9 protein-coding genes are annotated in these 14,489 nt (G+C 46.0%); 1 reads left to right on the top strand and 8 read right to left on the bottom strand.

Features of this window, described 5'->3' with window-relative positions; genetic code table 11:
• Positions 1–5 precede the first annotated feature (5 nt).
• The 4 genes from MU515_RS15350 to nudC form a co-directional block, all read right to left on the bottom strand.
• Positions 6–962 (bottom strand): DHH family phosphoesterase, encoded by a 957-nt coding sequence (locus MU515_RS15350; RefSeq protein WP_260261292.1) that lies wholly within the window; start codon positions 960–962, stop codon positions 6–8.
• Positions 963–1,090: 128 nt separating this feature from the next.
• Entirely contained in the window at positions 1,091–1,726 is a 636-nt protein-coding gene (locus tag MU515_RS15345; RefSeq protein ID WP_260261291.1) for a TetR/AcrR family transcriptional regulator, read from the bottom strand.
• A 172-nt stretch (positions 1,727–1,898) separates the two neighbouring features.
• Complete coding sequence (gene hemE, locus MU515_RS15340) at positions 1,899–2,966, bottom strand: uroporphyrinogen decarboxylase (protein ID WP_260261290.1); 1,068 nt, start codon at positions 2,964–2,966, stop codon at positions 1,899–1,901.
• A 275-nt stretch (positions 2,967–3,241) separates the two neighbouring features.
• Positions 3,242–4,012: an NAD(+) diphosphatase gene (gene nudC, locus MU515_RS15335; protein ID WP_260261289.1), complete on the bottom strand. Its 771-nt coding sequence runs from the start codon at positions 4,010–4,012 to the stop codon at positions 3,242–3,244.
• A gap of 178 nt (positions 4,013–4,190) precedes the next feature.
• Between nudC and rsd the strand changes: the two genes are divergently transcribed.
• Positions 4,191–4,685, top strand: coding sequence for a sigma D regulator (gene rsd, locus MU515_RS15330; protein WP_260261288.1), 495 nt, complete (start codon positions 4,191–4,193; stop codon positions 4,683–4,685).
• A gap of 190 nt (positions 4,686–4,875) precedes the next feature.
• Here rsd and rpoC read toward each other — a convergent pair whose 3' ends face one another.
• The 4 genes from rpoC to rplJ all read right to left on the bottom strand — a co-directional run bounded on the left by rpoC (position 4,876) and on the right by rplJ (position 14,356).
• Positions 4,876–9,078 (bottom strand): DNA-directed RNA polymerase subunit beta', encoded by a 4,203-nt coding sequence (gene rpoC / locus MU515_RS15325; protein WP_260261287.1) that lies wholly within the window; start codon positions 9,076–9,078, stop codon positions 4,876–4,878.
• Between the two features lie 90 nt (positions 9,079–9,168).
• Entirely contained in the window at positions 9,169–13,197 is a 4,029-nt protein-coding gene (rpoB, locus tag MU515_RS15320; RefSeq protein WP_260261286.1) for a DNA-directed RNA polymerase subunit beta, read from the bottom strand.
• 238 nt (positions 13,198–13,435) lie between these two features.
• On the bottom strand, positions 13,436–13,804 hold the full coding sequence (gene rplL / locus MU515_RS15315; protein ID WP_237485425.1) for a 50S ribosomal protein L7/L12: 369 nt from the start codon (positions 13,802–13,804) through the stop codon (positions 13,436–13,438).
• Positions 13,805–13,861: 57 nt separating this feature from the next.
• A complete protein-coding gene (gene rplJ, locus MU515_RS15310) occupies positions 13,862–14,356 on the bottom strand; it encodes a 50S ribosomal protein L10 (protein ID WP_004415880.1) in 495 nt (164 codons plus the stop codon).
• Positions 14,357–14,489: the final 133 nt, after the last annotated feature.

The raw sequence follows: 14,489 nt of genomic DNA, 5'->3' as shown, positions 1-14,489 counted from the left end.
AACCATTAAGCATAATAGCTTTCTACCTTTTGAATAAACGCCTCGACTTGCTGGGCGGGTAAGCAGTTAATCCCGCCAGCCGCAGCTCGTCCACCACCGGTTTCAAACTGAGCACATAGCTCCCCCGCCCCCTGTTTGTTAGCAAGTGGAGCGCGTAAAGAAACCACAAACGTCCCATCGCTATTTTCAGTCAGCACAGCATGAGCACGACTTGGCGTTTGATTGGCTAATTCATTGCCAAAGACACCTGAAATACGGCGCGAGGCGGCGCAATCAGCCAGTCGGTACAAAGCAAATTGCTTGGTTTGGTGAGTCGGTGCCATCGACATGGCTTTATCCATATCCACTTGATAGGCAGATTTAAGCTGATGAAAGGGAGAGGTTTGATCAGCAATGACAGCAAAAGGATCATCATAAGCCAAAAGCTCTTTAAACAGCTCAGCTGGGTGAAAATGCAAATCCTCCACCTGACTGCCATAACCATTGTAATTAATCAAAGTGCCTAGCTGTTTCAACTGTTCACTCTGCCCAGCGGTTAAGCCTACGTCTCTTGCTAATCTATCCGCCTTAGCAATTAAATTATCCCCATACGCGGCAGCTATAGCCCAGTGATGAAAACGACCATTAAGCAGTTGATCGATGATCAGCGCGGTACAGGTATTGGCATCCAAATCAATGTGAGCGGTTAAATTGTCACGCTGAGGAATGCGGTCAGCTTTATGGTGATCAGCGTAAAAGACCTTTGCACCGATATTTAAAGCCTTCTCCAATGCATCTTGGTTTCGATTCATCGAAATATCCAGCACGGTTAAGGAGTCATCAGCGGTAATAGCAAGGGGTTGGAGCAACTGAATATCACGCTTAACCCCAGTGACGAGAGTTGCGGATTTAGGGGAGGCTAATCGAAGCTGCAATAACGCGATAATGCCATCGGCATCACCGTTAAAAACATCATAGTCCATACTGTTACTTTCATCCCTTCGCCATTTTCCTTGATGGGAGTAAAGTAACCTGTTGTTGTCAAACAAACAAAGAGCGAAAGGTTATAAACCCTTGCCAACCATTATATTGATCAGCAAAGGCTTACTTGTTAAGCATGCATAGCTTTAACGCCATCTTCGAGTAATTGCAGCTGCTCGACACCCATCGCCGTCGCACGGGGTTTCACCACCGCGATCATTTGCAGCATACCTTGATGAATCACTTCTTCGGTAATGTGCGTTTTTGGCGACATCGCGGATTGATAGCCTAACCAGCTAGTTGCAATAAGGTGCAAGGTGCTCACTAATGGCTTCATTTCCGCTTTGGTAACGTTTAGAAGACCAAGGCTTACGAATGCAGCCATAATATTGACTAAGTTAGTCTGCAACTTTTCTTGCACGCTGATGTAATCATCATGCAACTGTTCGTCGCGTTGCAAAATTTCCGGCAAATTCGCGTAGAAAAAACGGTACTTCCACATCAATGTAAAAATCGAGTTTAAGTACAGCTTAAGCAATACAAGACTTTCTTGTTGCCCTTGAATAGGAGAGAAACGCTCAAGCAGCTCATCGGAATAGAGAGTAAAGATCTCGCGCACAATCTCTTGTTTGTTCGCAAAGTGGTAGTAAAGGTTGCCGGGGCTAATATCAATATGCGCCGCGATATGATTGGTTGTGATGTTTCGCTCACCATGCTCGTTAAATAGCTCTAATGCGGCTAGGACAATTTTATCGCGTGTCTTCATTGTTTATTTCGTATCCCTTACTGTTTACTACCAAGTATAACGAGGCTCTTTTGACCTTTCGAACTAAATTTGCAAAAAGTCAGTTAGGCGAGTCAACTTTAGTTGATGTTATACAGTGTACCGGATAACAAAAAGCGCCTGGTCTTATCAGGCGCTTTGAGTTTTCTATGTCTTATTTGTGGTACGGTTTCGACAAATCATGAACCGCTTCTACAAACACACCAGCATTTTCTGGCGGCACATCAAGGTGAATACCGTGACCGAGGTTAAATACGTGGCCTGTACCTTCATCACCGTAGCCTTCAAGAATTGTCGCTACTTCTTCGCGGATACGCTCAGGGGATGCATAAAGCATTGATGGGTCCATATTGCCTTGCAGCGCAACTTTATCGCCAATACGCGCTTTGGCATCAGCAATGTTAATCGTCCAGTCTAGACCAACAGCATCACAGCCTGTTGCTGCGATTTGCTCTAACCACATACCACCATTCTTAGTAAACAGAGTTACTGGTACGCGGCGGCCGTCGTTTTCACGAATGAGACCATCAACGATTTTGTGCATGTACTGCAGTGAGAACAGGTTGTAATCACGAGGGGTAAGTACGCCACCCCATGTATCAAACACCATCACAGATTGCGCACCCGCTTTGATCTGTGCGTTAAGGTATTCAATTACGCTGTCTGCTAGCTTATCAAGTAGAAGGTGCAGCGTTTGTGGCTCTGCGTACATCATCTTTTTGATCTTAGTGAAGGCTTTAGAGCTACCACCTTCAACCATGTAAGTTGCCAGTGTCCACGGGCTACCAGAGAAACCGATCAGCGGTACATCACCGTTAAGATCCTTACGGATCTGACGCACTGCGTTCATTACATACTGCAGTTCACCTTCTGGATCAGGAATGCCAATCTTATCGACATCGGCTTTGCATGTAATTGGCTTATCAAATACTGGGCCTTCGCCCGTTTCAAAACGTAGACCCAAACCCATCGCATCAGGGATAGTCAAAATGTCAGAGAATAGAATGGCAGCATCTAAAGGGAAGCGACGTAATGGTTGAAGTGTCACTTCAGAAGCAAGCTCTGCGTTACGGCATAATGACATGAAGTCACCCGCTTCTGCGCGAGTTGCTTTGTATTCAGGTAAGTATCGGCCAGCTTGGCGCATCATCCATACTGGGGTGTAATCTACTGGTTGCTTTAAAAGCGCACGCAGATAACGATCATTTTTAAGTTCGGTCATTATGCTTTTCCAATCGTTAGGCCTTATTTTTTGAGGCGCTATTCTAACACTGTTTCGCTCGCAAAATCCGGGTGCTTTGCAACCCAGATCAAGTTATCAACTTTTTATTAAATAGTTAGTTTGCGCCTATCTTCCAACAGTGTTACAAATTCATCGCTAGCGAAAACTACAATTATAAACTGAACACTCAGTGTTCAGCATCTCATAACGACATCTTACTTACCCCCTCCCTCTCGGAGGGTTTTTTTTGCCGTTTATTCAATAAATTTAGTCGCTTATTCTGATACCGTCAGATCAATTAATGATCGTGCAATCGTACCTTTTGGCGCAACAGGTGGCAGTTGATCAAATGCAAACCACTGAGCATCGGTCAATTCGCGGTAATCCGGAGTGAGCTCTCCGCTTGCATACTCTGCGGTAAAGGCCATCATCATACTGGATGGAAACGCCCAAGGCTGGCTACCAAAGTACTCAATATTTTTTACTTCAATGCCCGTTTCTTCTTTTACTTCTCGCGCGACACAATGCTCTAGGGTTTCACCTACTTCTAGGAAACCCGCAATCACGGTGTACATGCCATTACGATGGCGCGGGTGTTGAGCAAGTAAGATCTCACCTTGTTTGCGAACAGCGACGATAATACAAGGGAAGATACGCGGATAGTGTAACGTGCGGCACTCGCCACACTGCATAGCAAGTTGGTTATGATTTAGGTGATTTCGACCACCACACTGCGGGCAGAAACGTATGCTCTGCGTCATATGGCCATACTGAACGGCTTTACTCATCAATAAAAATAAAGGCTCAGGATACTCTAAACAATCCCTAAGAGAGCCCATAGGCAGCGTCTGTTCGACTTGCTCATCATTCAGCCACATCACAGGCTTGTCCTGATACGTTCCCACACAGATCGCTTGTTGCTCGGGTAAATTAAAAGCCTCTGCTGAACCAAACGGTAGAGCGCCATTATCTAGCCAAACGTCACTTCCTGACACAACACACCAATAAGCATCCTGCGTACGGATTATGTCACCTTTCTTTAACATTACCACCCCTCATTGCTTGCAGTTCATCCATTTTACTGGCAATCTAATTTCATACCAGAGTTTGTAGAAAAACGAGTAATAAACTGCAAGCTCTTGTAAGGACAATAGGTTGTTTATCTATATTCGCTTTGCTAAACAAAGTTTAATGATCACATGTACGTGATCCGATCATGAGGGCATGGTCATGCTAAATAAATTCAAACAAACGCAGCAGCAATGGGGTGGCTCAAGTGAGGTCATCGACCATTGGTTGGAAACCAGACAGAAGTTGATTGTTGAATATTGCCAGCTAGCCGCACTTCAACCCGCAACTCAAAAAGCCGCTCTTTCTTCTCTTCCAACGCCACTTGAACTTCAAAATTTCTGCCAGCAACTTGTCGACTATATCTCTGAAGGCCATTTCAAAATTTACGATATGGTGATGGATCAATGGCGCTCAACAGGTTTTGAAGCAACTGACGATATTAATAGCACTTACGCTAAAATCGTTCTAACTACCGACCCATTACTCAATTTTACTGACAAATATGCCGCGGTCGATAAAGACGATACCTTAGATGATTTTGATAGTGATTTGTCGGCGATTGGCGAAATCATTGAAGTGCGATTTGAAGTAGAAGATCATCTTATTCAGCTTATTGCTGATAGCTTAGCGGTGCCGCCGGGCGCATAAGTAGGCTTACATCATTATCGTATAAAGGGTTGGCACGATAGTGCCGGCCTTTTTACGTTTTGGGGATAACAAAAATCGCCAAAACAAAGGCTTACCTCTACACGTCTTCATTTTAGGTAACAAAAAAGGCACCCTAAGGTGCCTTTTATCATTTTAAGCTAGTGCTCTTTACGATTACTCGTTAGAAGGCTTATTCTTCTGAAGAAAATCCTGCATTAAGCAGTGCTGCAAGGTTGTCTGTCGCTTGTTCAGCTGATGGACCTTCTTGCTCTTCAACACGCTTAGCTTGACGATCTTGGTGGTAAGCGAAACCTGTACCCGCTGGAATTAGACGACCAACGATTACGTTTTCTTTCAGACCACGTAGCTCATCACGCTTACCAGAAACCGCAGCTTCTGTTAGTACGCGAGTTGTCTCCTGGAACGATGCCGCAGAGATGAACGACTCAGTTGCTAGAGATGCTTTAGTGATACCTAGTAGTTCACGTTCGAAACGTGCAGGCTCTTTGCCTTCAGCTACTAGTTCACGGTTAGCAATCTTAACTTGTGAGTATTCTACTTGCTCACCAGGTAGGAACTCAGAGTCACCTGCGTGAGTAATAGTACACTTACGTAGCATTTGACGAACGATAGTCTCAATGTGCTTATCGTTAATCTTAACGCCTTGCAGACGGTATACTTCTTGAACTTCGTTCGCGATGTATTGAGTCACAGCGTGGATGCCACGTAGACGTAGGATGTCATGCGGAGACTCTGGGCCATCTGCAATAACGTCACCACGTTCGATACGCTCACCTTCAAACACGTTTAGCTGACGATGCTTAGGAATCATTTCTTCGTAAGTCTCGTTGCCTTCGCGAGTGATCACTAGACGACGCTTACCTTTCGTTTCTTTACCGAAGCTCACAGTACCTGTGTGCTCAGCAAGGATCGCAGGCTCTTTCGGCTTACGAGCTTCGAATAGGTCAGCTACGCGTGGTAGACCACCGGTGATATCTTTGTTACCGCCAGATTTCTGAGGGATACGAGATAGAGTATCACCAACGCCTACTTCTGCGCCGTCTTCGATGTTAACGATCGCTTTACCAGGTAGGAAGTAGTGAGCTGGCATTTCAGTACCAGGGATCATTACATCGTTACCTTGCTCATCAACAAGTTTGATAGCTGGACGCATATCTTTACCTGCAGATGGACGAGCCGCAGCATCTGTAACTTCTGAAGAAGATAGACCTGTTAGATCATCAGTTTGACGAGAAACAGTCACACCATCAATCATATCTACGAACTGGATGCGACCAGCTACTTCAGTGATGATTGGCATTGTGTGCGCTTCCCAGTTCGCTACTGTATCACCAGCTTGAACTGCGTCGTTGTCGCCTTTGCTTAGTAGAGAACCGTAAGGCAGTTTGTGTTTCTCTTTCGTACGGCCGAACTCATCGATGATGGTTAGTTCAGATGCACGAGAAGTGATAACAAGCTTGCCATCTTTGTTCGTTACGAACTTAGCGTTGTGAAGCTTAACTGTACCCGTTGTCTTAGCTTGGATGCTGTTCTCAGCTGCTGCTGTAGATGCCGCACCACCGATGTGGAACGTACGCATCGTTAGCTGTGTACCCGGTTCACCGATAGACTGAGCAGCGATTACACCAACTGCTTCACCTTGGTTCACTAGGTGACCACGTGCTAGGTCACGACCGTAACACTGTGCACAACAACCGAAGTCTGAATCACAAGTAACTACTGAGCGCACTTTCATGCTATCTACAGAGTTCTCTTCCATGATCTGACACCACTTCTCATCAATTAGAGTGTTACGTGGGATCAGAACATCTTCAGTACCTGGCTTAAGAACGTCTTCAGCAACTACACGACCAAGAGCAAGCTCAGCTAGAGGAACTTTAACATCACCACCCTCGATGTGAGGCATCATGTCAACACCCTCGTGAGTGCCACAGTCATGTTCAGTTACTACTACGTCTTGTGCTACGTCTACTAGACGACGAGTTAGGTAACCCGAGTTCGCTGTCTTAAGTGCTGTATCCGCTAGACCCTTACGAGCACCGTGGGTAGAGATAAAGTACTGTAGTACGTTTAGACCTTCTTTAAAGTTCGCAGTGATCGGCGTTTCGATGATCGAACCATCTGGACGAGCCATCAGACCACGCATACCAGCTAGCTGACGAATCTGAGCTGCAGAACCACGAGCGCCCGAGTCAGCCATCATGTAGATGCTGTTGAATGACTCTTGTTGCTCTTCTTCACCGTCACGGTTGATAACCGTTTCAGAAGATAGGTTCTCCATCATCGCTTTCGCTACGCGATCGTTGGTCGATGCCCAAATATCGATCACTTTGTTGTAGCGTTCGCCCGCTGTTACAAGACCAGATTGGTACTGTTCTTGAATTTCGCGTACTTCTTCTTCCGCTTCAGCGATTTCAGTGTATTTCGCAGGTGGAACAACCATGTCGTTGATACCTACAGATACACCAGAAAGTGCCGCGTATGCGAAACCTGTGTACATGATTTGGTCAGCGAAGATTACTGTGTCTTTAAGACCTAGCTTACGGTACGCCTCGTTTAGAAGGTTAGAGATCTGCTTCTTACCAAGTTTTTGGTTAACGATACTGAACGGTAGACCTGCTGGAACGATTTGCCATAGCATTGCACGACCGATAGTTGTATCAACCATCTTAGTCTCAGTTGTGCTGTTGCCATCTTCGTCTTTAACTGTTTCAGTAATACGTACTTTAACGCGTGCGTGTAGCTCAGCGCTCTTAGTGCGGTATGCCTTCTCAGCCTCTTCTGGGCCAGCAAGGTACATGCCTTCACCTTTCACGTTGATCTTGTCACGTGTCATGTAGTACAGACCCAATACAACGTCCTGAGAAGGTACGATGATCGGATCACCTGACGCTGGCGACAGAATGTTGTTTGTCGACATCATCAGAGTACGAGCTTCAAGCTGTGCCTCTAGAGTTAGAGGTACGTGAACCGCCATTTGGTCACCATCGAAGTCCGCGTTGTACGCCGCACACACAAGTGGGTGTAGCTGAATCGCTTTACCTTCGATTAGTACTGGTTCGAACGCCTGGATACCTAGACGGTGAAGTGTAGGTGCACGGTTCAATAGTACTGGGTGTTCACGGATAACTTCGTCTAGGATATCCCAAACGACAGCTTCTTCGCGCTCTACCATTTTCTTAGCAGCTTTGATTGTAGTCGCAAGACCACGAGTCTCTAGCTTGCTGTAGATAAATGGCTTGAATAGCTCAAGTGCCATCTTCTTAGGAAGACCACACTGGTGCAGACGTAGGTATGGACCAACTGTGATTACAGAACGGCCAGAGTAGTCTACACGTTTACCTAGAAGGTTCTGACGGAAACGACCTTGTTTACCCTTGATCATATCAGCAAGAGATTTCAGAGGACGCTTGTTCGAACCTGTGATCGCACGACCACGACGACCGTTATCTAGTAGCGCATCAACAGACTCTTGCAGCATACGTTTTTCGTTACGTACGATGATGTCCGGAGCCGCTAGCTCTAGAAGACGCTTCAAACGGTTGTTACGGTTGATCACACGACGGTATAGGTCGTTCAGATCTGAAGTCGCAAAACGACCGCCATCTAGAGGTACTAGAGGACGTAGATCTGGCGGAAGAACTGGAAGTACAGTCAGGATCATCCACTCTGGGTTGTTACCAGATTGAATAAACGCTTCTACCAGTTTCAAACGCTTAGTGATTTTCTTACGCTTAGTTTCAGAGTTAGTTGTTTCTAGCTCTTCGCGCATTTGTTCTGCTTCAGCGTGCATATCCATAGAACCTAGTAGGTCCTTGATCGCTTCTGCACCCATCTTAGCAGTGAACTCATCACCCCACTCTTCTAGACGATCCAGATACTCTTCTTCAGTAAGCATCTGAGATTTTTCTAGATCAGTCATACCTGGTTCAGTTACTACGTACATTTCGAAGTAAAGCACACGTTCGATATCACGTAGAGGGATATCCATTAGTAGACCGATACGAGACGGTAGCGATTTTAGGAACCAGATGTGAGCAACTGGTGATGCAAGCTCGATGTGGCCCATACGGTCACGACGAACTTTAGTTTGTGTAACTTCAACGCCACACTTCTCACAGATAACACCACGGTGCTTCAGGCGCTTGTATTTGCCACAAAGACATTCGTAGTCTTTTACTGGACCAAAGATACGCGCACAGAACAGACCATCACGTTCAGGTTTGAACGTACGGTAGTTGATCGTTTCAGGTTTTTTAACTTCACCGAAAGACCATGAACGGATCATGTCTGGTGAAGATAGACCGATTTTGATTGCATCAAATTCTTCGGTCTTATGCTGCGCTTTTAGAAAGTTTAATAAGTCTTTCACAATCAGCTCCTGTAAGGAGTTAAAAGGGGCTCACCCGCAAAAGTGAGCACCTTCAACCAAATAATCAGCTTTCTCTATAAGAAAAAGGGATTACTCTTCGTCTTCTAGCTCGATGTTGATACCTAGCGAGCGGATCTCTTTCAACAGTACGTTGAATGATTCTGGCATGCCAGGTTCCATGCTGTGGTTTCCGTCTACGATGTTTTTGTACATCTTAGTACGGCCGTTAACGTCATCCGACTTAACAGTTAGCATTTCTTGAAGCGTGTAAGCAGCACCGTATGCTTCTAGTGCCCATACTTCCATCTCACCGAAACGCTGACCACCGAACTGAGCTTTACCACCAAGTGGTTGCTGAGTTACTAGGCTGTACGAACCAGTTGAACGAGCGTGCATCTTGTCATCAACAAGGTGGTTTAGTTTCAGCATGTACATGTAACCTACAGTTACAGGACGCTCAAACGCATCACCTGTGCGACCATCAAATAGCGTTAGCTGACCAGACGTTGGTAGGTCTGCTAGCTCAAGAAGCGCTTTGATTGATGATTCAGGAGCACCGTCAAATACTGGAGTCGCAATTGGTAGACCGCCACGTAGGTTCTTGATCAGTGTACGAACTTCATCATCCGTTAGTGCTGCAACATCTACTTTCTGGCGAGTATCGCCTAGAGAGTAAACTTTCTGCAGGAAGTCACGGAATTTCGCAAGTTCTTGCTGCTCTTTCACCATCTGGTTGATCTTGTCACCGATACCTTTCGCTGCCAAACCTAAGTGTACTTCTAGGATCTGACCGATGTTCATACGCGATGGTACACCCAGTGGGTTAAGTACGATGTCTACAGGCTGACCTTTCTCATCGTATGGCATGTCTTCAACAGGGTTGATCTTAGAGATTACACCCTTGTTACCGTGACGACCGGCCATCTTATCACCAGGTTGGATGCGACGTTTAACCGCTAGGTAAACCTTAACGATCTTCAGTACGCCCGGCGCTAGATCATCACCTTGAGTGATCTTGCGACGCTTAGTTTCGAACTTCTTATCGAAGTCAGCTTTAAGCTCGTCGTACTGCTCAGCAAGTTGCTCTAGCTGAGTTTGTAGTGCGTCATCTTCTAGCGTTAGCTCTAGCCACTTCTTACGATCAGTCGTGTCTAGTTTAGCTTCAGCGTAACCACCTTCGATTAGTACAGCGCGAACACGGTTTAGAAGGCCACCCTCAAGAATCTGGAATTCTTCAGTTAGGTCTTTCTTCGCTTCTTTCAGCTGCATCTGTTCAATTTCAAGTGCACGTTTGTCTTTTTCAACACCGTCACGAGTAAATACTTGAACATCGATGATAGTACCTGAAACAGAGTTAGGTACGCGTAGAGACGTATCTTTAACGTCTGATGCTTTTTCACCGAAGATAGCACGTAGTAGCTTCTCTTCAGGAGTTAGCTGAGTTTCACCTTTAGGCGTTACTTTACCTACAAGGATGTCACCGCCTTTCACTTCTGCACCAATGTAAACGATACCTGACTCATCTAGTTTAGATAGAGCAGACTCACCTACGTTTGGAATATCAGCAGTGATCTCTTCAGCACCAAGCTTGGTATCACGAGCCACACAAGATAGTTCTTGGATGTGGATAGTCGTGAAGCGGTCTTCTTGAACTACGCGCTCAGATACTAAGATCGAGTCTTCGAAGTTGTAACCGTTCCAAGGCATGAACGCGATACGCATGTTCTGACCAAGCGCTAGTTCACCAAGGTCTGTTGAAGGACCATCAGCAAGAACGTCGCCACGTGCTACAGGTTCACCCGGCATCACACATGGACGCTGGTTGATACACGTGTTTTGGTTCGAACGAGTGTATTTAGTTAGGTTGTAGATATCGATACCTGCTTCACCAGGTACTAGCTCGTCTTCGTTAACTTTAACAACGATACGAGAAGCATCTACAGACTGGACTGTACCACCACGTTTAGCTACCGCTGTAACACCAGAGTCAACTGCGATGTTACGCTCGATACCAGTACCAACTAGAGGCTTATCAGCCTTAAGTGTTGGAACTGCCTGACGTTGCATGTTCGCACCCATCAATGCACGGTTCGCATCATCGTGTTCTAGGAACGGGATAAGCGATGCAGCAATAGATACTACTTGGTTTGTTGCAACGTCCATGTAGTTAACATGTTCGCGTGGGTGAAGACCAGATTCACCTTTCTGACGAGCTGTGATTAGCTCTTCAGCAAATGTGCCTTCTTCAGTCAGAACCGTGTTCGCCTGAGCGATAACGTACTGACCTTCTTCGATTGCAGATAGGTAATCTACTTCGTCTGTTACTACGCCATCTACTACACGACGGTATGGAGTCTCTAGGAAACCGTACTCGTTACAACGTGCAAATGCAGATAGTGAGTTGATCAGACCGATGTTTGGACCTTCAGGCGTTTCGATCGGACATAGACGACCGTAGTGAGTTACGTGTACGTCACGTACTTCGAAGCCTGCGCGTTCACGAGTAAGACCGCCTGGACCCAATGCAGAGATACGACGCTTGTGCGTAACTTCTGATAGAGGGTTGTTTTGGTCCATGAACTGTGAAAGCTGTGAAGAGCCAAAGAATTCTTTAACCGCTGCTGAAATAGGCTTAGCGTTGATTAGATCTTGAGGCATGATTGCATCAAGGTCACCAAGGCTTAGGCGCTCTTTCACTGCACGTTCAACACGTACAAGACCAACACGGAATTGGTTCTCAGCCATTTCACCAACAGAACGGATACGACGGTTACCTAGGTGGTCGATATCGTCCACTTCACCGATGCCGTTACGGATAGCGATAAGCTTCTTCATCACTTCGATGATATCTAGCTCATCTAGTGTGCCTTGCTCTAGTGCATCTTCACGACCGATTGAGCTGTTGAACTTCATACGGCCAACAGTTGATAAATCGTAACGCTCTTCAGAGAAGAATAGGCTTTCGAATAGAGCTTCCGCAGCTTCTTTCGTTGGTGGCTCGCCAGGGCGCATCATGCGGTAGATTTCTACCAGTGCAGAAATACGATCAACAGTGCTGTCGACACGTACAGTTTCTGACATGAATGGACCATGGTCTAGATCGTTAGTAAATAACGTCTGTAGAGCTTTGTGACCAGCTTGAGATAGGTTCGCAAGAGCTTCCAAGCTAATTTCTTGGTTAGCGCCAACGATGATCTCGCCAGTGTCTTCATTGATGTAATCTTTCGATGCAACTTTACCAACGATGTACTCTACTGGTACTTCGATGTGCTCAACGCCATCTTTTTCAAGCTGACGAATGTGGCGTGCAGTTACACGACGACCAGTCTCAACGTAAGTTTTGCCGTTTGCTTCGATGTCGAATGACGCAGTTTCACCACGTAGACGATCAGGAACAAGCTCCATAAGTAGAGTTTGATCTTTAACTTCGAAGTTCACCTTCTCGAAGAAGATGTCCAGGATCTCTTCTGTCGTCTTACCTAGTGCGCGAAGAATGATAGATGCTGGAAGCTTACGACGACGGTCAATACGTACGTACAGGTTATCCTTAGGATCAAACTCGAAATCAAGCCATGAACCACGGTAAGGAATAACACGTGCGTTGTATAGAACTTTACCTGATGAGTGGGTCTTACCTTTATCGCTGTCGAAGAAAACGCCAGGGCTTCTGTGCAGCTGGGATACGATAACCCTCTCGGTACCATTAATTACGAAGGTACCATTGTCTGTCATAAGCGGAATTTCGCCCATGTAGACTTCTTGTTCTTTGATGTCTTTAACGGTGCCTGCTGGCGCGTCTTTATCAAAAATAACTAGACGTAGTTTTACGCGTAGTGGTTTTGAGTACGTTACGCCGCGGATTTGACATTCTTTAACATCAAATACTGGCTCACCAAGACGGTAGCTAACGTATTGCAGCTCAGAGTTGCCGTTGTAGCTCTGGATAGGGAATACAGAACGGAAAGCAGCCTCTAGACCGTACTGCCCTTCAGGATCCTGTTCGATAAATTTTTCGAACGAATCGAGCTGGATCGATAGCAGGTATGGAATGTCCAAAACTTGTGGACGAGTACCAAAGTCCTTACGGATGCGCTTTTTCTCGGTATAAGAGTAAACCATGGGGTTCCTCAGCTCGCTGATAAGTGACCCAAACTGTCCGTCTCGCCATGTGAGATGGGGGGACAGTGACTAACGACTGTTTAAGGTGGTGACATCAAGTTCGTCAGAACTCAATGATTTTTGCTCGGGCAGTGGTGTTTAAACAGCGGGAAAATTCACCAAGACCCTACAGCGCAAAAAGGCCGGTGGTTATAAAACCACCAGCCATTAGCCGTTCGGCTAAGAAATTAAGTAATAATTACTTAACTTCAACAGAAGCGCCTGCTTCTTCTAGCTGTGCTTTAAGAGCTTCAGCTTCAGCTTTGTCAACGCCTTCTTTTAGAGGTGCTGGAGCTGAGTCTACAAGACCTTTAGCTTCTTTAAGACCTAGGCCAGTTGCGCCACGTACTGCTTTGATTACAGCAACTTTGTTACCGCCAGCAGCAGTTAGGATTACGTCGAATTCAGTTTGCTCAGCAGCAGCTTCGCCTGCAGCAGCGCCGCCAGCTACAACAGCAGCAGCAGCAGAAACACCGAATTTCTCTTCCATTGCTTCGATTAGTTCAACAACTTGCATTACAGACATTTCTGCAACTGCGTCTAGGATTTGCTCGTTAGTAATAGACATAACAATTCTCTTTTAAATCAACAATAAGTTTAAATAGCAACCAGTGAAAAGCAAGGCTTAAGCCGCAGCTTCTTCTTTTTGGTCGCGTAGTGCAGCGATAGTACGTACCAGCTTGCCTGCAGAAGCTTCTTTCATGCACATCATTAGGCGTGCAATTGCTTCGTCGTAAGTTGGTAGTGTCGCTAGTACTTCAGCGTCAGTTAGCGCGCCTTCAAATGCAGCAGCTTTGATCTCGAAGTCTTTGTTCTCTTTAGCGAAGTCTTTGAAAAGACGCGCTGCAGCACCTGGGTGCTCGTTAGAGAATGCGATTAGAGTAGGACCAGTGAAAGTGTCAGTTAGACACTCGTAGTCTGTACCTTCAACCGCACGACGCATAAGCGTGTTACGAACAACACGTACATAAACACCAGCTTCACGAGCCTGTTTACGTAGTGAAGTCATAGCACCAACTTCAACGCCACGAGAATCAGCTACAACTGCAGAAAGTGCACCACTGGCAGCTTCGTTGACTTCAGCAACAATTGCTTTTTTGTCTTGAAGGTTTAAAGCCATCTTGGATTTACTCCTGGTTGTCGTTACACCACTCACTATCATCACGACAGTGAGAGCTATTGAGGTGCTTCCCAGAAGAAAGGTAACTATTAAAAATAGAGCTTTCTGTCAGTTCGGGCACCATCTACGTAGG

It is taken from the genome of Vibrio intestinalis (assembly GCF_025195085.2).
Lineage (GTDB): Bacteria > Pseudomonadota > Gammaproteobacteria > Enterobacterales > Vibrionaceae > Vibrio > Vibrio intestinalis.
This window is presented reverse-complemented; position numbering and strand designations above follow the sequence as displayed.

What these genes read in the sequence shown, in the direction of transcription:
- MU515_RS15345 (WP_260261291.1), bottom strand. Translation starts at nt 1,726, where the DNA reads ATGAAGACACGCGATAAAATTGTCCTAGCCGCATTAGAGCTATTTAAC.
- MU515_RS15350 (WP_260261292.1), bottom strand. Translation starts at nt 962, where the DNA reads ATGGACTATGATGTTTTTAACGGTGATGCCGATGGCATTATCGCGTTA.
- nudC (WP_260261289.1), bottom strand. Translation starts at nt 4,012, where the DNA reads ATGTTAAAGAAAGGTGACATAATCCGTACGCAGGATGCTTATTGGTGT.
- rsd (WP_260261288.1), top strand. Translation starts at nt 4,191, where the DNA reads ATGGTCATGCTAAATAAATTCAAACAAACGCAGCAGCAATGGGGTGGC.
- rplL (WP_237485425.1), bottom strand. Translation starts at nt 13,804, where the DNA reads ATGTCTATTACTAACGAGCAAATCCTAGACGCAGTTGCAGAAATGTCT.
- rpoB (WP_260261286.1), bottom strand. Translation starts at nt 13,197, where the DNA reads ATGGTTTACTCTTATACCGAGAAAAAGCGCATCCGTAAGGACTTTGGT.
- hemE (WP_260261290.1), bottom strand. Translation starts at nt 2,966, where the DNA reads ATGACCGAACTTAAAAATGATCGTTATCTGCGTGCGCTTTTAAAGCAA.
- rplJ (WP_004415880.1), bottom strand. Translation starts at nt 14,356, where the DNA reads ATGGCTTTAAACCTTCAAGACAAAAAAGCAATTGTTGCTGAAGTCAAC.